The organism is Kitasatospora sp. NPDC058046 (assembly GCF_042885595.1).
Lineage (GTDB): Bacteria > Actinomycetota > Actinomycetes > Streptomycetales > Streptomycetaceae > Kitasatospora.
Genome location: NZ_JBHVRS010000010.1, coordinates 36,409 through 59,789, shown reverse-complemented (window position 1 = coordinate 59,789; position 23,381 = coordinate 36,409). Strand labels below are relative to the sequence as shown.

The following is a 23,381-nucleotide window of genomic DNA, read 5'->3' as shown; positions in this document are numbered from 1 at the left end:
CCCGGAACCACCGCGCCACCCCGTACGTCACTCCCCCCGATGAAACGTCCGCGCAGGTCGCGGGCGGGGCGAGGACCGGAAGGGACGGGCGGGGACAGTGGCGCACGTGGGTGGGGCCGAGGCGGCCGGGTCGGGGTCGGCGGCGGGGCGGGACGAGCGGACCCGGCGCGGGTTCGCGGTGGCCGGGTTCGCCCCGGCGCAGGACGGGCGGGCGCGGGAGCGCGGCAAGGAGCTGCGGACCCGGGTGCCCCGGGAGCGGCACGCGGAGTTCGCGCCCGCACCCGACCGGCCGACGGCCGTGACCGCGCTGGAGGCCTCCAACGCCGGCCGAATAGCCCGGCTGGTGCCGATCCGGGTCGGCCGGATGGCCGCCGGCCCGTTCGCGTTCCTGCGCGGCTCGGCCGGGCTGATGGCCGCCGACCTCGCGGGCACCCCGGTGACCGGGGTGGGCGCGCAGCTCTGCGGGGACGCGCACGCCGCGAACTTCGGCCTGTACGGCGACGCGCGCGGCCAGATCGTGCTGGACATCAACGACTTCGACGAGACCGTCCCCGGCCCCTGGGAGTGGGACCTCAAGCGGCTCGCCGCCAGCCTGGTGCTGGCCGCCCGGGAGGCCGGGGCGAGCGAGACCACCGCGCGCGAGGCCGCCCAGCACGTGGCGGGCTCCTACCGCCGGACGGTGCGCACGCTCGCCAAGCTGCCCGGGCTGGACGCCTGGAACGCCATCGCGGACGAGCAGCTGGTCTCCTTCGCCGAGGCGCACGACCTCGCCGAGGTGCTGCGCAAGGTCGGCGCGAAGGCGCTCGGCAACACCAGCGCCCGGTTCGCCGCCCGCAGCACCGCCCGTACCGCGGACGGCGGTTGGCGGTTCACGGCCGCTCCCCCGGTGCTCACCGAGGTGACCGACGCGACCGCCCGCGCCGTCGCGCACGCGCTCGGCCCGTACGTCGAGACGGTTCCGGCCGAGGTCCGCACCCTGCTGTCCCGCTACCGGGTGCAGGACGTGGCGTTCCGGGTGGTGGGCACCGGCAGCGTGGGCACCCGCTCGTACGTGGTGCTGCTCACCGACCACCGGGACCAGCCGCTGGTGCTGCAGGTGAAGGAGGCCCGCCCGTCCGCGCTGCTGCCGTACCTGCCGGCCGGGCCGCGGCCCGCGGCGGACGGGCACGAGGGCCGCCGGGTGGTGCTCGGCCAGAAGCACATGCAGGTGGTCAGCGACACCCTGCTGGGCTGGACCACGGTCGACGGACTCCCGTACCAGGTACGGCAGTTCCGCAACCGCAAGGGCAGTGTCGACCCGGCGGCGCTGCTGCCTGGCCAGCTGGACGACTACGCCCGGATCACCGGCGCCCTGCTGGCCCGGGCGCACTCGCACACCGCCGACCCGGACCTGCTGGCCGGGTACTGCGGCAAGAGCGAGGCGCTGGACGAGGCCGTCGCCGCCTTCGCGGTGGCCTACGCCGACCGCACCGAGGCCGACCACGCCGACCTGCTGACGGCGGTGCGCAACGGGCGGCTGCCCGTCGAGCACGGCGTCTGACCGATCCGCCGCCCGCCCCGCCCGGCGTCCGCCTCACTCGACGGCAGCGGCCCGGCGGCTCAGCGGGCCAGGAACGGCGCCACCGCGGCGACGAACCCGGCGGGCCGGGCACCGTGCACCAGGTGCCCGGCCTCGACGGTGACCAGGCGGCAGTCCGGGATCAGCCGGGCGAGTTCGGCGATCCGCTCCTGCGGGACGTGGCTGGCCGGGCCGCCGGCGACGGCCAGGGTGCGGGCGGTGATCCCGGCCAGCCCCTCCCGCCAGGCCGGGTCGGGGTCGTCGAGCTGGGCCCTGACCGCCCGGACCGCCGCCCAGTCGAAGTGCACGTCCGGGTCCGGGTCCTCGGGCGGCGCGCTCGCCGGGCGCGGGTACAGCGCGGGGATCTCCTCCAGGACCAGCCGGTCGATCCGCTCGGGCGCGGCCTGGGCGAGCAGGTAGGCGACGGCGCCGCCCATCGAGTGGCCGACCAGGTCGACGCGGGCGAGTCCGAGGGCGTCGAGGAAGGCCAGCACGTCGTCCCGCATCGCCTCCAGCGCGTAGGCGGCGGTGCGGGCGCTGTCGCCGTGGCCGCGCAGGTCGAGCGCGTACACGTGGTGGCCGGGAGCGAGCTCCGGCAGGACGGTGTCCCAGTCGGCGGCGCGCTCGCCGAGGGCGTGCAGCAGCACCAGCGGCGGGCCGCCGGGCCGTCCGCTCTCGCGGTAGGCGAGCCTCACCTCGGGCAGGTCCACGGTCCGGGTCCGTACGTCGGTCATGCCCGCCACGGTACGCGCCGACCACCGCCTAACGGACCGGTGTTCGCCCTCGGCTCACCGCGACCGGTCCGCCGTCGCGCTGCTCGCGGGCCGTGGCGCGGCCGGCGAACACCGAGGCCAGGACGGCGAGTCCGGCCACCGCGGCGCACACCACGCTCGCCGTCAGGTAGGCGGAGCGGTGCCCGCCGCCGCCGACGGTCTCCCGCAGGTAGACCCCGGACAGGGCCGAGACCGCGACGGCCGCCGCGATCCGCTGGGCCATCTGCAGGATCGCCCCGCTCACGCCGGCCGCCTCGGCGGGCGCGTGGCGCAGCACGTACGCCTGGTTGGTGGAGCCCATCAGGCCCACCGAGGCGCCGCCGAGCAGTTGCAGCAGGGCCAGCAGCCAGGGCAGCACGGCGGCGGGCGCCCAGTGCGCGAGCAGTCCGCTGAGCAGCATGGCGAGCGCGGAGCCGACCATCCCGACGGTGACGGTGCGTCGGCCGTAGCGCTGGACGACCCGCCAGGCGAGCGCGGAGGCCACGCCCATGGCCACGGCGGAGGGCAGCGCGACCAGCGCGGCGCCCATCGGGGAGAGGCCGAGGCCGTCCTGGAGGAACATGGTCAGGACCAGCGAGGCGGCGAGCGAGGAGCCGAACTGGGCCATCGCGGTGGCCGTTCCGAGCGCGTACGGCGCGGAGCGGGTGAGGGCCGGGTGGATCAGCGGGTGGCCGCCGGACCGGGCGTAGCGCCGCTGCCACCAGGCGAGCGCGCCGAGCAGCAGCAGGGCGGCGGCCGCGAAGGCGAGCCAGCCGGTCCAGCCGGGCGGCCGGACGAAGGGCAGCATCAGGGCCAGGGTGAGCGCCCCGACCAGCAGCAGGCCGAGGACGTCGAGGTCGGCGTTCCGGGCGCTGGGGCGGGGCCTCGGCAGGTGGCGGGCCGCCAGGGCGACGGTGGCCAGACCGAAGGGGACGTTGAGCAGGAAGGTCAGCCGCCAGCCGTGCTCGGGGCCGGCCAGGGCCAGCACCGCGCCGCCGATCGGCGGGCCGAGCGTGAAGGCGAGGCCGCCGGTGACGGCGTACATGCCGAGGGCGCGGGCCCGCAACTGGCCGTCGAAGACGTCCTGGAGGGTGCCGATCATCTGGGAGTTGACCAGGCCGGCGCCCACGCCCTGGAGCAGCCGGGCGGCGATCAGCACCCCGGGCTCGGTGGCGGTCGCGGAGACCAGGCTGACCAGGGTGAACAGGGCGAGGCCGGTGACGAAGAACCACTTGCGGCCCCTGACGTCGCCCAGCCGCCCGCCGGGGATCAGCGCGAGGCCGAAGGCGAGCGAGTAGCCGGCCACGATCCACTGGAGGTCGGCGGGCCCGGCGTGCAGGGTCTCGCGCAGGGCGGGGATCGAGGTGTTGAGGACGGACTGGTCGAGCAGCGTGGTGAAGCCGCCCGCGACGCAGACCAGCAGGACCCGGCGCCCGGCGGCGTCGAAGCGCTCCTTGGGGCCCCCGGGCTTCCCGGGTTCCTGGGGCGCCCCGCCGTTCCCGGGGCTCTCCTCGGGCTCCTTCGCTATCGGCCCGGTGGCGGCGCTCACGGCTCGACCACCACCAGCGCGTACCGGGCCTCGCCCGGGCCGAGGCTGCGGAAGCGGCTGGTGCTGCCGACGTAGCGCAGGCAGTCGCCGGGGCCGAGCGGCTGCGGCTCACCGTCCACGGTCAGCTCCAGGTTCCCCTCCAGCAGCCAGAGGTGGTGCTCCCGGCCGGGCGTGCAGGCGCGGTCGTAGGCGATGTCCGCGCCGGCCGGCAGCCGGCCCTCGATGATCTCCGCGCGCAGCGAGCCGTGCGGCGGCGAGACCGACCGGCGGACGAACCCGGTCGTCCCGTCCCGCCACACCTGCTGCTCCCCGGCCCGCACCAGCCGGGCCGGACCGGACTCCACCTCGGCGAGCAGCCGGGACATGGTCCGCCCGTACACGGCGCAGAGCCGCCCGAGCAGCGCGGCCGTCGGACTGACCTCCGCCCGCTCCACCCGGGACAGCGTCGACCGGCTGACGTCCGCCAGCCGTGCCAACTCCTCCAAGGTCCACCCGCGTTCCAGCCTCAGCTCGGCGAGTCGTTGTGCCAGCCGCTCGTCGGCGGCCGCGTCGATTCCCATATTCGCGATGCTATCCCGGATATGAGATCCACTCACCGGGGTCGGACCCGGGGCCCGGATCGTCGGAAGCCTTCGGGCGGCAGCCCCGCCCCGGCGCACGCGGCGCCCCGAGCCGGGGCGAGGTGCGCGCGGACACCGGGCAGGGCGAGGTGCACGCGGACACCGGGGCGGGGCGAGGTGCGCGCGGACACCGGGCAGGGCGAGGTGCACGCGGACGCCGGGCGGGGTGCGCGCCCGGCCGTCGGGCGGCGGCTTGACGGGACCTCGGCTGCCAGGAGGGGCGCTGATCATATGATGTGCGGCGAATCGTGGCCGGTCGGCGGCCCGTAAGGCGAGGGGGACCAACGTGTTCGGCATCATCAGACCGTGTAGGCATCGATTGTCCGAGCGCCTGCAGACCTCCTGGATGGCCCACCTGTGCGGGCTCTGCCTCGCGCTGCGGGACGACCACGGACAGCTCGCCCGGACGGCGACCAACTACGACGGTCTGATCATCTCCGTCCTGGTCGAGGCCCAGGCCGCCCGGGAGGACTCCTCCTGGCGCCGCACCGCCGGACCGTGCCCGCTGCGCGGCATGCGCACCGCCTCCGTCGCCAAGGGCGAGGGCGCCCGGCTCGCCGCCGCCGTCTCGCTGGCGCTCGCCTCGGTCAAGATCCGCGACCACGTCGAGGACCGCGACGGCGTCTTCGCCCGCCGCCCGGTCGCCGCCGGAGCCCGGGCCGTCACCCGGCGCTGGGACCGGCAGAGCGCGGGCAGCGCCTCGGCCGTCGGCTTCGACACCGCCGTACTGCTCGACGCCGCCTCCCGGCAGGGCGAGTTGGAGCGCTCGCTGCGCCCCGGCGGCTCCGTCCTGCTGGTCACCGAGCCCACCGAGACCGCCACCTCGGCCGCCTTCGCGCACACCGCCGTGATCGCCGGGCGCCCCGGCAACGCCGCCCCGCTCGCCGAGGCCGGGCGGCTGTTCGGCCGGCTCGCCCACCTCCTCGACGCCGCCGAGGACCAGGCCGCCGACGCGGCCTCGGGCGCCTGGAACCCGCTGACCGCCACCGGCACCGACCGCGCCGAGGCCGAACGGCTCTGCCGCGACGCCGTCCACGGCATCCGGCTCGCGCTGCGCGAGGTCGACCTGACCGACCGCACCCTCGTACACGTCCTGCTCGGACACGAGACCGACCGCGCGGTGGAGCGGGTCTTCGGGCGCGCCCGGCACACGGCGAGCTGCCGCCGCCCGGACACCGCGGGCGCCACCGCGGGCGCCACCGCGGGCACCACCACGGGCGAGCACCCGCACCAGGCGCCGCCGCAGCAGACACCGCCGGGCCAGGCGCCGATCCCGCCGTGGGTGCCGCAGGGCCCGGGCTTCACCCCGCCCGGCCAGAAGCCGCCGAACCCCCGCAACCTGCTCGCCGGGTGCGCGATGTGGGCCCTGATGGCCTGCACCTGCCAGCTGCTCTGCTGCGATCACGAGGACCCGTTCAGCCGCGAGCGCCGCGAGGGCTTCTGCCAGCGCCACGACTGCTGCGACTGCGGCGACCCCGGCTGCGGCGACTGCTGCAACTGCTGTGACGGGGACTGCTGCGACGGGTGCGACTGCTGCGACGGCTGCTGCTGCGACTGCGGCTGCAGCTGACCGGTCAGCCCGCCGGCTCCGCGCCGGCCCTCCCGTCCTGACCGGACCGGCCGGCCTGACCGTCCTGAGCGGACCGACCGGACCGACCGGCCGCCACCGGCCCGGGGTGCCCCCGCAGCACCCCGGGCCGGTCCGCGTTCCGGTCCTGCCCGGCCTCGCCCCGCCGCCAGAGCGGCAGGACCTCGACCGGCGGGACCACCGCCGGCAGCACCGCCACCGGGCCCGGCTCGGCGCACTCAGGCATCGCGCCGCGCCGTCTTCCGGTCCACCGCCAGCGAGTCCTCCAGCCGCGCCAGCAGCTGCCGGAACCGCTCGGTGTCCTGCTCCGTCATCCGCCCCTCGGGCAACGCCCCCGGCCGCTCGGCCGTTCTCTCGTCCATGCACCCGAGGCTAGGCGGTGTCGATCAATGGGCGATAAACGCGCGTTCGAGCGAAAAGCACTCGCCCGGTGCGGTTCGGCCCGGAACGCTCGCATCCGACGACACCCCACCAGCACCACCCGGTACCACCCGGTGCCACAACTCACCTGCTCCACAGCCCTGGTGACGGCCGCGGGCCGGACGGTCGGCATCCGCGCCGGGGCCGCCGGCTATCGGGCCGGTGCCGCGTCCAGCAGCAGCCGGGCGGCCTCCCTGGCGTCGGCGGCGGCCGTCGGATCCCCGTGGACGGCCGCGCTGGTGATCGCCCCCTCGGCCAGCAGGGTCAGGTGGACGGCGGTGGCGGGCGGGGCTCCGGCCGCCTCGACCAGGCCCGCGAGGTAGCCGCCGAACTCCTCCTTGTGGTGCCGGGCGGCGGCCACCACCGCGGGGCTGACGGCACCGAGTTCGCCGAGCGAGTTGACGAAGGCGCAGCCCCGGAAGCCGGGTTCGGCGAACCACCGGCCGAGCCAGTCGAAGACCGCGAGCAGCTGCTCCCTCGGGGAGCCTCCGGTGCGTGAGACGTACACGGCGAGGTTCGCCCGCCAGCGGCCGTCGCGGCGCAGCAGGTAGGCCTCGACGAGCTCGCCCTTGGACGGGAAGTGCTGGTACAGGCGGCGCATGGTCACGCCGGAGGCGGCCCGGACGGCGTCCATGCCGACCGACTGGACGCCCTGCCCGTAGAACAGCTCCTCGGCCGCGTCGAGGATCCGGGTCCGTGGGTCTTCCTGCTCCATCTGCCGTGCCCTTTGCGTGAGAACGATGGTTCTCCTACTGTAGCCACAACAGCGAGAACGATCGTTCTCATCGACGGAACGCCCATTCCGAGGAGCATCCATGCCCGAGACCGGCACCGAGCAGCGTCCGCCCCTGCCCCCGTTCACCGAGGAGACCGCCCACCGGAAGGTCCGGGCCGCCGAGGACGCCTGGAACACCCGCGACCCCCGACGGGTCGCCCTCGCCTACACGCCGGACAGCCGCTGGCGCAACCGCTCCGAGTTCCTCACCGGCCGCGACCGGATCGCCGACTTCCTCACCCGCAAGTGGCAGCGCGAGCTGGACTACCGCCTGATCAAGGAGCTCTGGGCGTACGGCGGGGACCGCATCGCGGTCCGCTTCGCCTACGAATGGCACGACGGCGACGGCCACTGGTACCGCTCCTACGGCAACGAGAACTGGGAGTTCGACCGGAACGGCCTGATGGCCGAGCGGCATGCCTCGATCAACGACCTGCCGATCACCGCTGCGGAGCGGCTGTTCCACTGGCCGCTCGGCCGCCGCCCCGACGACCACCCAGGCCTCACCGACCTCGGCCTCTGAACCGGCACCCCGCGCGGGCCACGGCGCGCGCCCGTCCTGTTCCACGGCTGTGACACGGCCCGCATCCGCTGCTGACCCCGCCCTGCGAAGCTCCTCGTCGAGGTCGAAGTCGACTTCGGCACCGTCGTCCGCGACCTGGCCTGGCTCCCCGACGGCAGGACCATCGCGGTCCGCACCCCGGACGGCATCAGCGCCCTGCCCGCCGACGGCTCGGCCGCGCCGACCCAGGTGTCCACCGTCAAGGGCCTGCCCTCCTACCGGCCCTGATGCTGGCTCAGGCCGAGCGGCGGCCACCGGTACAGGACCGGGGCGCCGTTACCGGAACCTGATCGTTTCGACGGCCGGCCGAGACCCGATCCACACGGGAGCCTGACATCCCGTGCCTACGGTGCCGTGCATGCCGAAGACACCCGGAACACCGACCACCGACCGCGCCATGCCCCGCAGGCTCGCCGCCGTGGGCGCCCTCCTGCTGAGTGCGACCACGGCGGCGGTGCTGCTGCCGAACACGGCCCTCGCCGCGGAGCGGGAGACCGTCACGACGCACGCCGGCGCCACGACCGCGCAGGAGCGCGGCCGGATCGACGCCTACTGGACTCCCGACCGGATGAAGCTGGCGGGCGCCCTGGTCCCCGAGATCACGCCCCTGCCCGAGGACGACAACACTTCGGACGACCCGCGGCCGCTGCCCGCGGACACCCCGGACCCCGGGGCCGTGTGGACCCACGGCGGAGCGGTGGACCGGAGCGTCGGCCGGCTGTTCTTCACCTTCTCCGACGGCTACGACGGCAGTTGCACCGCGACCGTCGTCGACAGCGCCAACCGCAGCACGCTGCTCACGGCGGCGCACTGCCTGCGGGGCGTCGGGGCCCCCGCGACCGCCGACACCTGGAACCACAACCTCTACTTCGTGCCCGGCTACCGCAACGGGACCAAGCCGCTCGGCGGCTTCAGCATCAGGACCATGGCCACCTCCTCCCGCTGGGACGCCGATCGTGGCGGGACGACCTCGAACGACGTCGCCGTGGCCGGCTACGACACCGGGGTCCTGGTGGCGAACCCCTCGACCGGGGGGCGGCGGATCGCCGACGTCACCGGTGCCCAGCGGATCGCCTTCACCCCGCCCGCCGAGGGCGAGTTCGTCCACACCTTCGGCTATCCCAAGGACCGGCTGAACAACCCCGCCGCCACGTACTCCGGCTCGCGCATGATCCACTGCGCCGGACCGGCCCGCCCCGGCCCCCAGGCCCCGGTCCTGTGGGGCGAGTCCTGCGACATGTCCCATGGGGCCAGCGGCGGCCCCCACTTCGCCCGGTTCGACCCGGCCACCGGGACCGGCACCCTCGTCGGCGTCACCACCACCTCCGAGGAGCTCGCGGGCGGCCCGGTCAACACGCTGTACGCCACCCGCCTCGGGGACAGCGCCCACCGGCTCTACGACTGGGCGCAGAACCGGGCGCTCTGACCCTCCGGCCCACGTCCCGGCCCGGCCGGCACCTCCCGCCGACCGGGCCACCGGGCCACGAGGGCCACGAGGGCCACGAGCGCCACGAGGGCCACGAAAGCCGGGAGGGCCACCAACGCTACGAGGGCTTCGCCAACTCGGCGCGCAGCTCGGCCAGGTGCTCGTCGGCCGACTCGTGCGGCAGGAACCCGACCACGTCGAGGAAGCGGAACAGCACCTGAGCCCCGGTGACGGCGTACTCGTAGTCGCCGAACCCGACCACCGCGCCCGTGCCGCCGCGCACCGCACCCCGGACGGCGGCCGAGGTCAGCTCGTCGGCCGGATCCCCCGAACCCGCCGTGCCCGCCGCGCCCGCCCGCCGCCGGGCGTTGGGGCGGGCCAGGTACGGGCAGACCATGGCGGCGTACAGCATGCAGGCCCGGTGGCCGGGGCCCTCAATGGTGGGCGCGAGGTTGCGGTACGGCTGCCCGGCCGCGAGCGCCCCGGCGATCGCCGTGCTCTCGGCGGCGCCGACCACCCGCCAGACCGGTCCGCGCTCCATGAACCGCCCGCACACCGAGCACGTGCGCTCCAGCGCGCACTCGGCGCTGCGCCCGTAGTCGGTCAGCGCGAACTGCGGCAGGCCGTCCTGCCAGGGCGTGATCGCCGGTACGGGGTAGCCCCGCCCGTCCCGGGGCCGCGCCCCCACACCGTCCGGCACCGGCACTCGTTCGAATCGCCCGCCCCTGTCGATACCAGGGGCGGGCGCCACGGGTCGACCCCGGCGTGGGAACAGCGGCGGCAGCCTAGCCTTCCGGCGTCGTCTCCTGAGCGAGCATCACCTTCCGCAGCAGGTCCGCCAGTGTGCGCCGCTCCTCCTCGGACAGCACCCCCAGCAGCCGCTGCTCCTCCCGGCCCACCACGTCCAGGGCCTTGCGCCAGGCGGCGCGCCCGGCCTCGGTCAGGACGATGTCGACCTTCCGGCGGTCCTCCGTGGACGGCGTGCGCAGGACGAAGCCGCGCCGCTCCAGGGTCTCCAGCCGGCCGGTGACCGAGGCCGGGGCGAGGTTGAGGTCGGCCCGCAGGTCGGAGGGGGCGGCGTGGCCGCCGCGGCCGGCGAGCACGTGCAGGGTGTCGAACTCGTGCTTGTGCAGGCCGTAGTCGGCGACGCCCTGTTCGCGGACCCGGCCGAGGTGGCGGGTGAGCCGCCACATCCGGGTGACGGAGGCCTCGATGACCGGGTCGAGGTCGGGCAGCACCGGTTGCCAGCGGTCGACGTGACCGTCCGTCCAGTCGCGGGGCTCCGTCCGGTCGTGGGGCCCCGTCCGGCCGCGGGGCGGAGTGTGCTGTTCGGAAGGGTGCTCGGCCATGGGAAGGAGTCTACAAACCGCCACAGAAACGACGGCGTCAAAATATTCGTTGCCGAAATTTTGGTGCCGAAATACAGTGCGGCGCGTGACAGCACACCCCTTGAGCCTGAGCGGCTTCCGCCTGCTCTTCATCGGCCGGACGGTCTCCACGCTCGGCGACGCCGTCGTCCCGGCCGCGCTCGCCATCGCCATCACCCGCGCCACCGGCTCGGCCGCCGCGCTCGCCCTGGTCCTGGGCTGCGCGATGGTGCCGAAGCTGCTCCTCCTGCCGGTCGGCGGAGTGGTCGGGGACCGCTTCGATCCCCGCCTGGTCGCCCTCGGCACCGACCTCGTCCGGGCCCTCGCCCAGCTGCTCGTCGGCCTGGAACTGCTCGACGGACACCCCCGGCTGTCGCACGTCGCGGCCGCCTCGGCCGTCGGCGGCATCGCCTCCGCCTTCGCCATGCCCACCGCCTCGCCGCTGGTCGCGGCCACCGTCCGGGGCGAGCTGCGGCTGCGGGCCAACGCCCTGCTCGGCACCGCGACCGGCGCCGCCCGGCTCGGCGGCCCGGCGCTCGCCGGACTGCTGGTGTACACCGCCGGACCGGGCTGGGCGTTCGTCCTGGACGGCGCCTCCTTCGTCCTGAGCGCCGCCCTGCTCGCCCGGCTCCGCGTCGACCGCGCGACCGGCGACCCCGCACCCGACGACACCGCACCCGACAACACCGTGCCCGACGCCCCGCGCTCGCTGCGCCGGGACCTCGCCGAGGGCTGGAGCGAGGTGCGCTCCCGGGACTGGTACTGGACCAGCCTGATCGCCCACGGGGTGTGGAACGGCGCGAGCGCCGTGCTGCTCACCCTTGGCCCGCTGATCGCCGCCACCCGGCTCGGCGGGGACGGCGCCTGGGTGGCGCTGACCCAGGCGGGCGCCGTGGGCCTGCTGGTCGGCTCGCTGGTCGCCGCCCGGCTGCGGCCCCGCCGCCCGGTGCTGGCCGGCAACCTCGCCCTCGCGCTGTACGGGCTGCCGCTGCTCGCGCTCGCCCTCCCCGCCCCGGCGCCGGTCGCGGTGGCCGCGCAGGCGGTGGCGATGGCCGGGCTGGGCTTCCTCAACCCGCTCTGGGAGACGGTGGTCCAGCAGGACTTCCCGCCGGGGACGCTGGCCCGGGTCACCTCGTACGACTGGCTGCTCTCGCTGGCCGCCGCCCCGCTCGGCTACGTCCTGGCCCCGCTGGCCGCCGGGGCCTGGGGCGACCGGGTGCCGCTGCTGGCGGCGGCGGGGCTGGTGACGGCGGTCTGCGCGGGCACGGCGGCGGTGCCCGGCGTCCGGCGGTACGGCGCCCGGCGGACGACCGCGCCCGAGCCCGGGCCGCCGACCGAACGGCCACCGGCCCGGGCTCGGGATCAGGCGCGGGCGCGAACCCGAACCGGGGTCAAGGGCTGATCGCCGCCGGTCAGTTCCAGATGCCGGTGATGTCGGCGGCGGAGGCCGCGTTGCCCGCGTGGCCGGTGGTGCCGGCCAGGTCCTCCAGGGTGCGCAGCACGTTGTAGTGGTTGTAGGTGGTGGCGCTGCTGCTGCCGGGCGTCACGTGGGCGCCGTAGACCAGGGTCGGGATGCGGTTGCCGGACAGCTTGTTGTCCTCGTCGAAGGTGACGACCAGCAGGCTGTTGTGGGTCTGCGCCCAGGTGGCGTAGGCGCCCAGGTTGTTCTTGATCCAGGTGTCGCCGGTGCCGACCGAGCAGTCGTGCATGTCGCTGCAGAGGTTCGGCACCACGAAGGAGACGTTCGGCAGGGTGCTGTAGTCGGTCGGGAACTGGGCGAAGGTCTTCGCCGAGCTGACCGGGACGTTGCCGAAGCCGAACCACGGGTTGTGCTTCTGGGCGTAGCTGCCGCTGCTGCAGACGGTGCTGCCCTGGCTCGGCAGGGACTCGTTGTAGCTGCCCCAGGTCTTGCCGGCGGCGATGACCTCGGAGGCCAGGTTGGCCGCCTGGAAGCCGCCGACCGTCACACAGCTGTCGTCGACGGTGCCCTGGGTGGAGCCGGAGAACAGCGCGTAGTAGTTCGGCTCGCTCGGGTGGGTGATGCCGAAGGACTGGGTGAGGTTGGCGCCGCCCGCCTTCAGGGTGTTGTTGAGGTACGGGGCGCTGCTGCTGCCGATGACCTGGGTGTAGGCGTGGTTCTCCATCACCACGACGACGATGTGGTCGGGCGTGGGCAGCGCGGCCGCCTGGGCGGTGGGGGCGGTGGCCGCCCAGAGGCCGGCGGAGGCGGCGAGCAGGGCGACGGCGGAGCCGATCGCGGTCGCGGTGCGGCGGGAGCGGGGGTTCAGGGGCTTTGTGGACGAAGTCATGACAATTCCTCGGCTAGGAGACGGCCCGGCGGGCAGCAGGACGCCGCCCCGGCCCCGCCGGCCCGGCCGGGGCGTGGGGAAGCTCCGTGGTCGGTGAGGGGAGGGCCGGCGCGGCGGGCGCACCGGAGTGCGCGGAAGCGCCCGAACAGCATGGGGCCCCCGGGGTGACGCGGGCAGACGACGGCAGGTGAAACCTTGGCCCCGGAGCGGGAAACGAACGGTGCCACCGCCCCGACGCGCCGAAACCGCCACTGACAACGCGAAATGCGGGCGAACCGGTTCACATTGCCAGCAACCGCCCGGTCCGGTGATAGTGATCTTCGAACGGCGCGGTCCGACGCCGCGTCAGCTCACGAGAGAACCGAGGAACATGGCGAAGACCAGCCTTCTGCGTCCGCTCGCGGTGGCCGCCGCCGGCGCCGTCCTGGTGGCGACCGGTGCCCTGCCCGCCGCGGCAGCCGGCCAGGACACCACCGACCCGACCGCCCCCGACCTCACCGGTGTGCGCACCGCCCTCCAGGCCACCACCGCGGCCGGCGCCCCGGGCGCCTTCGCCGTGATCAGCGACCACGGCGCCGTCGACCGGACCCGCTCGGTGAACGTCGGCCTGGCCGACCTGGACGGGACCCCGATGAACTCCTCGTGGAGGTTCCGGGTCGGCAGCAACAGCAAGATGTTCGCCGCCGTTCTCGTGATGCAGCTGGCGCAGGAGGGCCGGATCGACCTCGACCGGCCACTGCGCGAGTACCTGCCCGCGGACACCCTGCCGGAGAGCTGGACCATGACGGGCCGCCAGGTGATGGAGCACCGGGCCGGCGTCTACGACCACACCAACGACCTGCTGGAGCAGGCCGGCGAGGAGACCACCAGCGCGTTCGAGGCGCGCATCCGCAGCACCGTGTACGACCCGCGCGCGCTGGTCGCGATGTCGGTCAGGCACGGCCTGCAGTCGACCCCCGGCAGCCGCTACTCCTACTCCAACACCGACTACGTGCTGATGGGCCTGGCCGTCGAGCACCTCACCGGCCAGACCTTCCCGGAGGTGCTGAACGAGCGGATCATCCAGCCGCTCGGCCTGCACAAGACCTCCTTCGTGGTGCCCGACCAGAGCATCACCGGCACCCACGTCACCGGCTACCTCACCAACGACGACCGCACCAAGCCGCTGCTGGACTCCACCGCGCAGACCGGCTCCTGGGTGTGGGCCGCCGGGGCCGTCATCTCCGACGCCGGGGACCTCGACCGCTTCCTCACCGCGCTGATGGCCGGCGGCAAGGGCGGGCTCGTCTCGGACGCCTCGCTCCAGCAGATGACCGCCGCCCTGCCCACGCCCACCGCGAAGATCGCCTACGGTCTGGGCCTGCGCCGCATCTCGCTCTCCTGCGGGGACGTGTACGGCCACGGCGGCATCGTGCAGGGCTTCAACACCCAGTCCTTCACGACCCCGGACGGGCGGCGCAGCGTGGTGGTCTTCGCCAACGCCTCCAACAACGGCGCGGTGACGCAGGGCCTGATGAACACCCTGGAGCCGGCCTTCTGCGGCAAGCAGCCCACCGTCGCCCCGCGGACGGCCTTCGCGCCGGCCTCGGCCCCGGTCGGCTCGGCCCCGGTCGACACGCTGCCGGTGGTGGAGGACACCCGGATCTGACACCGGCCGTACGGCCCGCGCCCGCTCCCGCCTCCGGCCCGCTCCGGTCCGGCCGGGGGCGGGCGCTCGGCGTGACCGGACAGGGCCCCGGAGGGAACGGTCAGTGCCGGGCGCCCGCCGCCCGGGGGCCCTCCGCGCTCAGGTCGGTGAGCGCCTCGGTGAGCAGTTCGCGGGCCTCCTCCGCGCGGCCCTGCTCGATCAGCGCGGTGCCCAGCTCGGTCAGCGTCTTGGTCATGCTGTCCGGGCGGCCCACCGCCTCGAAGTGCACCAGGGCCTGCCGGTAGGCCTTCTCGGCGGCCGGCCAGCGCTTCAGCGCCGCGCGGTCCAGGCCCAGTTCGTGCGCGGTCATGGCCGCCAGCAGGTGGATCAGCGGCGAGGACCAGCGCTCCACCAGCTCCAGCGCCCCGGCCAGGGCCCGCCGGCGCGACTCCACCGCCTCCTCCGCCCGGCCGGACTCCCGCAGGCAGTTGGCGGCGCCCCGCAGGGTGACCAGCCGGCCGATCATCGCGGAGCGGTTGGCCACCTCGGCGAAGGCGTCGGCCGCCCGGTGGAAGGCGTCGGTCGCCTCGCGGTGCCGCTGGAGGTAGCGCAGTCCCGAGGCCAGGTAGGTCAGCGCCCAGCCCTGCTGCTCCCGGTCGCCCACCGCGCGGGCCAGCTCCAGCCCCTCGGTGGCCAGTTCGATGCCGCGCTGGTAGCGGTGCAGGCAGGTGACGTACGTCCAGGCCAGGTAGTTGACGTGCACCGCCTCGACCCGCTCGTCCCCGATCGCGCGGGCGGCGTCCGCCGAGAGCTGGAACACCTCGGCCCAGATGCCCCAGCTCAGCAGCCGGTCGGAGAACCAGTGCATCGCCTCGGCGGTGTCCACCACCTCCCGGTGGCGGCCGGCCCGCTGGGCCTGCTGCAGGGCGGCCAGCCACTCCGGGTGCTCGTACTCCAACCAGGCGGCCGCCTCGGTGAGGTGCGCGGGGGCGGTGCCGCCAGTGCCGGTCGCGTCCGTGGCGTGGTCGGGGTCGAACCGCAGGCCGTACTCGGCCGCCCGGCCGAGGATCCAGCGGCCGGCCCGGGTGCGGGCCTCGGCCAGCTCCTGGCCCGTCTCGTCGGCGGCCAGCCGCTCGCCGGCGTAGAGCCGCACCAGGTCGTGCAGGCGGTAGCGGTCCGGGGTGGCGGCCTGCATCAGTCCGGCGTCGACGAGCTGTTCCAGCACCAGTTCGGTGCGGGCCGCCGACCGGCCCGCGTAGGCCGCGGCGATCTCCGCGGTGAAGTCCTGGCCGGCGGTCAACGCGCAGCGGCGGAGGACGAGTTGGGACTCGGCGGGCAGCCGCCGGTAGGACAGCTCGAAGGCCGGGCGGACGGCCAGGTCGCCGGTCTCCAGCAGGTCCAGCCGGTTCTCCTCGGCGGCGAGCTGGCGCACCAGGTGGGCGACCGGCTGCTGCGGGCGGGCGACCAGGCGCTGCCCGGCGATCCGCAGCGCGAGCGGCAGGTAGCCGCAGAGCCTGGCCAGCTCGGCGGTGGCGTCGGGCGCGGCCTCGATCCGCTCGCGGCCGGCGATCCGGGCCAGCAGCCCGGCCGCCTCGGCCGGGGCCAGCACGTCCAGGCTCAGCCGGTGCACCGACTCCAGTCCGGGCAGCACGTTGCGGCTGGTCACGATGGTCACGGCCGGGCCGGAGCCGGGCAGCAGCGGGCGCACCTGGCTCTCGTCGGCGGCGTTGTCCAGCACCAGCACGAGCCGCCGCTCGCGGACCAGCGCCCGGTAGAGGCCGGCCCGCTCCTCCGTCCCGGCGGGCACCGCGGCGTCGGCGACGCCCAGGGCGCGCAGCACCTGCCCGAGCGCGTCCCGGGCGGGCAGCGGCTGCGGGGACATGCCGCCGAGGTCGAGGGAGAGCTGGCCGTCCGGGAAGCGCCCGGCCAGGGCGTGGGCGGCGTGCAGCGCGAAGGAGGTCTTGCCGAGGCCGGGCTGACCGCTGACCAGCACCACGCGCGGGTGGGCCGGGCGCTCGTCCTCGGCCAGGCGGGCGAGCAGGGCGAGGGCGTCCTCGCGGGCGGTGAAGTCGGCGATGTCGCGGGGCAGCGCGAGGGCGCTCTGGCCCAGCTCGGCGGGGATCGCGGGCGGGGCGTCGTCGCGGGCGCCGGCTGCGCGGGCGGTGGAGTCGGCGGAGGCTTCGCGCGGGGCCGGCCGGCCGGGCCGGGCCCGGCCTCCGGCGGGCGTCGGGGCCGGCCGCGCCCCGCGCGGGCGTCCGGACTGCGCGGCCCGGTCCAGCAGGTCCGCCTGCGCGCCGTCCAGCCCGAGCGCCTCGGCCAGGGCCCGTACGGTGCGCCGCTGCGGTCCGCGGGTGCGGCCGCGTTCCATGTCCCCCAGGGCGCGCAGGCTGACCCCGGCCGCCGCGGCGAGCTCCTCCTGGGTCAGGCCCGCCGCCACCCGGTGCCCGGCCAGCAGGCGGCTGAACTCGTTCGCGTCCGTGTCCGTGCCGCCCCCGGCCGCCATGCCCCGCCCCCACTCGCTCGGTCCTGCGCAGTTCCGCACTTCTGCCTGGAGTCGCCTCCGGCGGTTCGCCGCGGTGCGCTCCAGGCAGAAGTATGCCCCGGCGGAGAGGTTCCACCTATTCCGCCCTCTCCCGGGGCATCCGCCCAGGTCAGGAGGGACGGGTACGGGCGGGGCGACGGGGCGGGGGCGGTTCCGCGAGCGGCGGGACGCCGGTAGTTCCGCCTGTGGTTCCGCTGGTCGAACAGCGGATTCCCGCCACCGGCGGCCGGCCCCGGTCCATGCCGGACCCCTGCGCCGGACCTCCACCCCGGCCTCCTGCGCCGGGCCGCTACGCCGGCCGTCTCGCCTCCGCGCCCTCGACCGTGCGCCCGAGGGCGTCCAGCAGGTCGGCGAGCAGGTTGTGGGAGCGGGCTTCGAGGGCCGGGTCGCCGACGGTGCGGCCTAGGGCGACGGCGAGCCGGGCCGAGGAGAGCGCGGCGTCCCGGCGGCCGAGCGCGTGCAGGGCACGGGCCCGGCTGTGGGTGGCGAGGACGGCCTCGGCGCCGCCGGAGCGGGCGGTGGCGGCGCGCACCGCCTCGTCGGCGTGGCGCAGGGCGGGCCCGGGGTCGTCGGCCAGGACCAGCGCGTCGGCGAGGTCGGTGAGCGCGCGGACCAGCAGGTGGTCGGTGGCGGGGGTGCGGGCGGCGGCGACCAGGTCGCCGAGCATGGGCACCGCCCGCTCGTACCGGCCGGCCCGCAGCAGCGCGGCGGCCACCCGGCTGCGGCAGTGGTGGCGCAGCGCCGCGTCGCCGGACCGGTCGGCGGCCGCGACGGCCCGCTCCAGGGTGTCGGCGGCGGTGCGGTGGGCCGCGCGGTCGACGTGCAGGACGGCGAGGTCGGTGGCGAGCCGGGCCACCGCCGCCTCGTCCCGGTCGGTGTGGGCGGCGCGCAGCCCGGCCTCGACCACGGCCCGCCAGTGCGTCCGGTCGTGGCCGGTGGTCTCGTACAACCGGCAGGCCCGGTGGGCGAGTTGCCAGGCCGCGGCGGGCCGTCCCTGCTGCTCGGCGCAGACCACCACCGCGCGCAGGGCGCTCTCCTCGCGGCGGAACCAGGCCCCCGCGCCCACGGTCGCCGCGCCCCCGGCCGTCCAGCCGGCGGTGACGTCGAGGTAGTGGGCGATCAGCCGGTCGAGGGCGAGGAACCGTTCGTCGCAGGTGAGTTCGGCGGCCTGCGCGGCGGCGTGGCGGCGGACCAGCTCGCGCCGGGCGTACCGGCCGGGGCCGCTCTCCTCCAGCAGGTGGACGGCGTCCAGCCGGGTCAGCAGGGTGCGGGTGGCGGCGGGCGGGAGGTCGGCGAGGGCGGCGGCGGTGTCGGTGTCGAGCTCCGCGCCGGGGTGCAGGCCGAGCAGGGTGAACAGCCGGGCGGCGTCGGGCGCCAGTGTGCGGTACGTCCGGTCCAGCGCGGCGGTGAGGCCGAGCGGGCCGCCGGCGGTGCCGGTGCCGGAGAGGGCGGCCGGACCGGTCTGCTCGTCGGCGAGTTCGGCGGCGAGGTCGGCCACGGACCAGTCGGGCCGGGCGGCCAGCCGGGCGGCGGCCAGGCGCAGCGCGAGCGGCAGGCGGTCGCAGCGCTCGGCGAGTTCCGCGACCGCCTCCGGCTCACCGGCCGTACGGTCCTCGCCGAGGACGCGGGCGAGCAGGGCGGCGGCCTCCTCGGGGCCGAGCACCCCCAGCGGCAGCGGGATGCCGCCGGTGCGGACCACCAGGTGGCGCAGCCGGCTGCGGCTGGTGACGATCGCGACCGGGGCGGGCTCGCTGTCGGTGGCCGGCGGGTCGGGCAGCAGCGGGGCGAGCTGCTCGTAGGAGGCGGCGTCGTCCAGCACGACCAGCATCCGCCGGCCGCCGACCAGTTCGCGGTAGCGGCGGGCGCGGTCCTCGGGGTCGCGGGGCAGGGCGTCCGGGGCCGTACCGAGCGCGGTGAGGAACTCGCCGAGCACCTCGGCGGGTTCGCGCGGCCCGTCCGGGTCGAAGCCGCGCAGCTCGGCGTGGAGGACGCCGTCCGGGAAGTAGGCGTCGCCGCGCCGGGCCGTCCACTGCCGGACCAGGCTGGTCTTGCCGACCCCGGCGGGGCCGGTGACCAGGATCGGGCGGCCGTCCCGGGCGGCGGGCACCACCTGGTCCAGCCGGGCGAGTTCGTCCGTCCGGCCGACGAACCGGCGGTCGGCGGCGGGTCGGACGCCGGACTGCTCGCCGGCCAGGCGCAGCTCCGGGCCGGGCGGCCGGGAGAGCCGGGCCACCGCGCGCTCGTAGCGCTCCCGCGCCTCGGCGCTCCGCCCGTCCTGCTCCAGGCAGCGCACCAGCCGGGCGGCCAGCGTCTGCCGGGCGGGGTGGCCGTCGGCGGCCTCGGCGAGTTCGGCGGCCAGTTCGCCGCCCCGGCCGTCCCGGAGCAGGCCGTCGGCCAGCCGTTCCAGGGCGCGCAGCCGCAGGTCGGTCAGGTACGGGAGGGTCCGCTCGCGCAGCAGGGCGGAGCCGCAGTCGGCGAGCGCCGGGCCGCGCCACAGGTCCAGCGCGGCGCGCAGCAGGGGCGGGGCGCCGTCCGCCGGCGCGGCCTCCACCGGCGTGGCCTCCATCGGGGCGGGCTCCGGCGGGGCGGTCCCCGGCGGGGCACCGTCCAGCGGGGCGGCGGGCTCGGGGAGCAGCACGCCGGCCTGTTCGCAGAGCCGGCCGAAGCGCAGCACGTCGACCCGGTCGGGCTCACCGGCCAGCAGGTAGCCGGCCCCCCGGGTGCCCAGCTCCAGCCCGGAGCCGTCCAGCAGTTGGCGCACCGCCGCGACGTGGCCCTGCAGGGCGGCCCGCGCGGTGGGCGGCGCGCAGCCCTCCCAGACCAGCTCGATCAGCTCCTCGGTGGCCACCGTCCGGTTCAGCCGTACGGCGAGCGCGCTCAGCAGCGCCCGGCGCTTGGGGGCCGAGGGCGTCACCGCCGTCCCGTCCTCCCGCCGCACCACCACCGGCCCGAGCAGATCGATGTGCACGCGCCCGTTCCCCTCCCCCACCATCCGTCGACTCCCCGGCTGGTTCGAGGATAGGGCCGACCGGGCCCTTGACGTCGGCCGTACGGTACCGGGCCGGTACGACACCGGCGCCGCGTCCGCGACTCCTGGCCGGGCGGCCACCGCGGCACGGCCCCGCGTCCGCCGCTCCGGACGGGCCGGGCACGGCGGCACGGCCCCGCGTCGGCCGTCCGGTGCAACCGTCACCGGCCCCATCGGCATCCCTCTCAGGGGTGCCCCGTGGAGCCCGGTCGGACCGGGGGTGGGCGCCCCGCGCGGGCGGGCGTCCGAGGGCGGGAGCAGCCGTCCGGCGTGGACCGGACAGGTTCTCGCACTACACTGCTCCACCCCGAGGGCCGATGGCCGCTTCGGGTGTGATGTGCGGTTTTGGGGCGAGGTGGGGGGTACCGGTGCGGATTCGGCTGCTCGGGCCGGTGGAGCTGCGGGTCGGGGCGGACGGCTTCGCGAGCGTGGCGGGTGCCCAGCGGCGGGCCGTCCTGGCGATGCTGGCGCTGCGGTTGGGGCTCGTGGTCACCATGGACCAGCTGTGCGAGCTGCTCTGGGACGAGCAGCCGCCGCCCACCGCCCGGGCAGCCGTGCAGGGGCACGTCGCCGCGCTGCGGAAGGTGCTCGCCGACACCCCGTTCGAGCTGCACACCCGGGACTCCGGCTACCTGCTGACCGGGCCGGCCGACGCCGTGGACGCGCTGCGCTTCGAGGAGCTCGCCGGCGAGGCCGAGGGGCAGGCCGGCCTCGGCGACTGCGCCACGGCGGTCGCGCTGCTGGAGGAGGCGCTGCGGCTGTGGCGCGGCGAGGCGCTGGCCGACCTGCCCGAAACCCCCCTGCGGGACGCCGCGGTGGACCGGCTGAGGCAGTCCCGCACCGCCGCCCTGCTCTGCTGGGCCGGGCTGCGGCTGGGCCAGGGCGCCGGGGCCTCGGCCGTGCCGCTGCTGAAGCACGGGGTGCGGCTGGACGGGCTGCGCGAGGAGCTGGTGGCCATGCTGATGCGCTGCCTGCACCAGGCGGGCCGGTCCGCGGAGGCGCTGACCGCCTACCACCAGGCCCGGATCCGGCTGGACGACGAACTGGGCATCAACCCCGGCCCGGCGCTGCGCGCGGCGCTCGCCGAGGTGCTGGCCGACGACCGTACGGCGGAGCCGCCGCCCGCCGCTGCGCCGGCCCCCGGAGCGGCCCCGCAGCCCGCGCCGGTGCCGCGCCGACTCCCCCGCCGCCACCCGGACTTCGTCGGCCGCACCACCGACCTGGCCCGCCTCGACCTGGCCTGCGGGACCGGCCGCGCCGGGGACGGCCCGGTGCTGGTGGTCGGCCCGGCCGGGGTCGGCAAGAGCGCGCTGGTCACCACCTGGGCGCACCGGGCCGCCGACCGCTTCCCGGACGGACTGCTCCACGCCGAACTGCACGGCCTCGCCCCGGACGGCCCCGCCCGGCCCGAGGCCGTCCTGGCCGGCTTCCTGCGCGCGCTCGGCGTACCGGAGGACGGCATCCCCGAGGGGCGCGCCGCCCGGGCCGCGCTCTACCGCGAGCGCACCCGGGGCCGGCGGCTGCTGGTGCTGCTGGACGACGCCGCCGACGCGGACCAGGTCGCCGACCTGCTGCCCGCCGGCCCGGCCGGCACCGCCGTGGTCACCGGCCGGGGCTCGCTGGAGGGCCTGGTCGCCGTCGAGGGGGCCACCCTGCTGCGCCTGGCCGCGCTGCCCGAGGACGACGCCCTGCACCTGCTGGAGCGCGCCCTGACGCCCGAGCGGCTGCGCGCCGAGCCGGAGGCCGCCGCCCGCCTCGCCGGGCTCTGCGACCACCTGCCGCTCGCCCTGCGGATCGCCGCCGCCCGCCTGGCCGACCGGCCGGACCGGACGATCGCCGGGCTGGTCGCCGAACTCGCCGACGAACGGACCAGGCTGGCCGTCCTGGACGCGGACGGCACGCTCTCCGTCGCGGGCCGGCTCGGGCTGACCCACCGCCGGCTCTCCGGACCCGCGGCCGAACTGCTCACCGCCCTGGCCGCCCACCCCGGCCGCGAGGTGGACACCCCGGCGGGCGCCGCCCTGCTCGGCAGCGACACCGCGACCGCCCACCGGGTGCTCGGCGAGCTGGCCTCCCACCACCTGCTCACCGGCACCGCCCCCGGCCGCCACGCCCGTACCGACCTGGTCCGGCTGTACGGCGCCGGGCTGCTCGCCGAACGGCCCGAACAGCACCGGCGGCTGCTGCGCGACCGCCTGGCCGACCACTACCTCACGGCCCTCGGGCACTGCGGGTCCTTCCTCGACCCCGGCCAGGAGGACACCGCCCCGCCCGCCGGTCCGGCGCAGGCCCTCCCGGCCGTCGGCGACATCCGCACCGCGCTCGACTGGTTCGACGCCGAGGAGCCGGCGGTCTCCGCGCTGGTCGCGTCCCCCGACACCGACCCGGCCCGGGCCTGGCGGCTCGCGCTGACCTGCGGCTCGCTCTACTACGGCGCCAGCCGCTTCACCGACTGGCTCGCCAGCGCCCGGCTGGGGCAGGCCGCGGCCGAACGGTGCGGCGACCCCGTCGCGGTCGCGCTGCTGCTCAACTGCCGGGCGCAGGCCCTGGTCGCGCTGGAACGCCGGCAGGAGTCCGCGGAGGCGGCCCGGAAGGCGGTCGCCGCGGCCGAGTCCGCCACCGGGCCCGCCGCCGCGTCCGCGCACGTCCGGGCGCTCGCCACGCTGGCGCTGGTCACCGCGATGCTCGGCCACGCCGCCGAGGCCGAGCGGCTGGCCGCCGCCGCCACGGCGCTCGCCCTGGAGTCCGGCGACCGCCGCCGGCTGGTCGACGCCAAGGTGCACCAGGGCTGGGTGAGCCTGGCCGCCGGGGACCGGGAGGGCGCCCAGCGCCGGTCCCGGGAGGCCCGCGAGCTGCTGCCGGCCACGCCCGTCACCCAGGTCCACCTCTGGTCACTGCTGACCGAGGCGCAGGCCCTCGCGCCGACCGTCCGCGACGACGCCGCCGACCTCGCCTGGCACCGGCTGCTCGCCGCCTGCGAGGAGGCCGGCCTGCTGTACCTGCACGCGGTGGCCGAACAGTCCTACGCCGCCTACCTGTTGGCCCGGGGACGGGAGCCGGAGGTGCGCGGCCGGCTGCGTACGGCGCTGGACCGCTTCCGCTCGCACGACCGGCAGGCGGGCCACTGCAGCGAGTTCACCACCAGCCTGGAGGAGTCGCTCAACCTCCGCACCGGCCGGCGGGCGACGGACGACTGAACCGGGCGGTCGGCGCGAGGGGCCGTGCCCCGGTCGGCCGGTGCTCCTGTCCATCCGGAGC

18 protein-coding genes are annotated in these 23,381 nt (G+C 76.5%); 7 read left to right on the top strand and 11 right to left on the bottom strand.

Translation table 11 applies throughout. The annotated features are described in order from the left end of the window. The first annotated feature begins 106 nt into the window (after nt 1–106). On the top strand, nt 107–1,540 hold the full coding sequence (locus tag ACFVU7_RS21215) for a DUF2252 domain-containing protein (RefSeq protein ID WP_380744620.1): 1,434 nt from the start codon (nt 107–109) through the stop codon (nt 1,538–1,540). Between the two features lie 59 nt (nt 1,541–1,599). Here the strand turns inward: ACFVU7_RS21215 and ACFVU7_RS21210 are convergent, their stop codons facing one another. The 3 genes from ACFVU7_RS21210 to ACFVU7_RS21200 are packed head-to-tail and all read right to left on the bottom strand — an operon-like array spanning nt 1,600 to nt 4,419. After that, nucleotides 1,600–2,292 (bottom strand): alpha/beta fold hydrolase, encoded by a 693-nt coding sequence (locus tag ACFVU7_RS21210; RefSeq protein ID WP_388046442.1) that lies wholly within the window; start codon nt 2,290–2,292, stop codon nt 1,600–1,602. A 28-nt stretch (nt 2,293–2,320) separates the two neighbouring features. Beyond that, entirely contained in the window at nt 2,321–3,859 is a 1,539-nt protein-coding gene (locus ACFVU7_RS21205) for an MFS transporter (RefSeq protein WP_388046440.1), read from the bottom strand. Then, complete coding sequence (locus ACFVU7_RS21200; protein ID WP_049659259.1) at nt 3,856–4,419, bottom strand: helix-turn-helix domain-containing protein; 564 nt, start codon at nt 4,417–4,419, stop codon at nt 3,856–3,858. The genes ACFVU7_RS21205 and ACFVU7_RS21200 overlap by 4 nt, the downstream gene beginning before the upstream one ends. Nucleotides 4,420–4,765: 346 nt before the next feature. Here ACFVU7_RS21200 and ACFVU7_RS21195 point away from each other — a divergent pair, with 346 nt between their 5' ends. Then, nucleotides 4,766–6,049, top strand: coding sequence for a DUF5685 family protein (locus tag ACFVU7_RS21195; RefSeq protein WP_380740424.1), 1,284 nt, complete (start codon nt 4,766–4,768; stop codon nt 6,047–6,049). A 4-nt stretch (nt 6,050–6,053) separates the two neighbouring features. Here ACFVU7_RS21195 and ACFVU7_RS21190 read toward each other — a convergent pair whose 3' ends face one another. The 3 genes from ACFVU7_RS21190 to ACFVU7_RS21180 form a co-directional block, all read right to left on the bottom strand. Next, on the bottom strand, nt 6,054–6,293 hold the full coding sequence (locus ACFVU7_RS21190) for a hypothetical protein (protein WP_049657709.1): 240 nt from the start codon (nt 6,291–6,293) through the stop codon (nt 6,054–6,056). After that, the gene (locus tag ACFVU7_RS21185) at nt 6,286–6,429 is read right to left on the bottom strand and encodes a hypothetical protein (protein WP_158077759.1); all 144 of its coding nucleotides are present in this window, start codon (nt 6,427–6,429) and stop codon (nt 6,286–6,288) included. The genes ACFVU7_RS21190 and ACFVU7_RS21185 overlap by 8 nt, the downstream gene beginning before the upstream one ends. A gap of 209 nt (nt 6,430–6,638) precedes the next feature. Then, a complete protein-coding gene (locus ACFVU7_RS21180; RefSeq protein ID WP_049657711.1) occupies nt 6,639–7,202 on the bottom strand; it encodes a TetR/AcrR family transcriptional regulator in 564 nt (187 codons plus the stop codon). A gap of 100 nt (nt 7,203–7,302) precedes the next feature. Here ACFVU7_RS21180 and ACFVU7_RS21175 point away from each other — a divergent pair, with 100 nt between their 5' ends. Next, entirely contained in the window at nt 7,303–7,785 is a 483-nt protein-coding gene (locus ACFVU7_RS21175; RefSeq protein WP_049657712.1) for a nuclear transport factor 2 family protein, read from the top strand. Between the two features lie 397 nt (nt 7,786–8,182). After that, nucleotides 8,183–9,250, top strand: coding sequence for a trypsin-like serine peptidase (locus ACFVU7_RS21170; RefSeq protein ID WP_388046438.1), 1,068 nt, complete (start codon nt 8,183–8,185; stop codon nt 9,248–9,250). Nucleotides 9,251–9,368: 118 nt separating this feature from the next. On the opposite strand, the gene ACFVU7_RS21165 is transcribed toward ACFVU7_RS21170, so the two are convergent. Together ACFVU7_RS21165 and ACFVU7_RS21160 are read right to left on the bottom strand one after the other, a co-directional pair. Then, on the bottom strand, nt 9,369–9,950 hold the full coding sequence (locus tag ACFVU7_RS21165) for a hypothetical protein (protein ID WP_388046437.1): 582 nt from the start codon (nt 9,948–9,950) through the stop codon (nt 9,369–9,371). Nucleotides 9,951–10,035: 85 nt separating this feature from the next. Next, nucleotides 10,036–10,599: a MarR family winged helix-turn-helix transcriptional regulator gene (locus ACFVU7_RS21160; protein ID WP_079272614.1), complete on the bottom strand. Its 564-nt coding sequence runs from the start codon at nt 10,597–10,599 to the stop codon at nt 10,036–10,038. A gap of 85 nt (nt 10,600–10,684) precedes the next feature. On the opposite strand from ACFVU7_RS21160, the gene ACFVU7_RS21155 reads away from it, so the two are divergent. Further along, nucleotides 10,685–12,019, top strand: coding sequence for an MFS transporter (locus tag ACFVU7_RS21155; RefSeq protein WP_388046436.1), 1,335 nt, complete (start codon nt 10,685–10,687; stop codon nt 12,017–12,019). A 10-nt stretch (nt 12,020–12,029) separates the two neighbouring features. Here the strand turns inward: ACFVU7_RS21155 and ACFVU7_RS21150 are convergent, their stop codons facing one another. Then, complete coding sequence (locus tag ACFVU7_RS21150; protein WP_074004937.1) at nt 12,030–12,926, bottom strand: alkaline phosphatase family protein; 897 nt, start codon at nt 12,924–12,926, stop codon at nt 12,030–12,032. 370 nt (nt 12,927–13,296) lie between these two features. Here ACFVU7_RS21150 and ACFVU7_RS21145 point away from each other — a divergent pair, with 370 nt between their 5' ends. After that, on the top strand, nt 13,297–14,574 hold the full coding sequence (locus tag ACFVU7_RS21145; RefSeq protein ID WP_388046434.1) for a serine hydrolase domain-containing protein: 1,278 nt from the start codon (nt 13,297–13,299) through the stop codon (nt 14,572–14,574). Between the two features lie 100 nt (nt 14,575–14,674). Here ACFVU7_RS21145 and ACFVU7_RS21140 read toward each other — a convergent pair whose 3' ends face one another. After that, nucleotides 14,675–17,056 carry an ATP-binding protein gene (locus tag ACFVU7_RS21140; protein WP_387967955.1) on the bottom strand — a complete coding sequence of 794 codons (2,382 nt, stop codon included), beginning with the start codon at nt 17,054–17,056 and terminating at the stop codon, nt 14,675–14,677. Between the two features lie 328 nt (nt 17,057–17,384). Further along, nucleotides 17,385–20,063, bottom strand: a complete 2,679-nt coding sequence (locus ACFVU7_RS21135) for a BTAD domain-containing putative transcriptional regulator (protein ID WP_388046432.1) — start codon at nt 20,061–20,063, stop codon at nt 17,385–17,387. Nucleotides 20,064–20,491: 428 nt separating this feature from the next. Here ACFVU7_RS21135 and ACFVU7_RS21130 point away from each other — a divergent pair, with 428 nt between their 5' ends. Beyond that, nucleotides 20,492–23,320, top strand: a complete 2,829-nt coding sequence (locus ACFVU7_RS21130) for a BTAD domain-containing putative transcriptional regulator (RefSeq protein ID WP_375873710.1) — start codon at nt 20,492–20,494, stop codon at nt 23,318–23,320. The last annotated feature ends 61 nt before the right edge of the window (nt 23,321–23,381 follow it).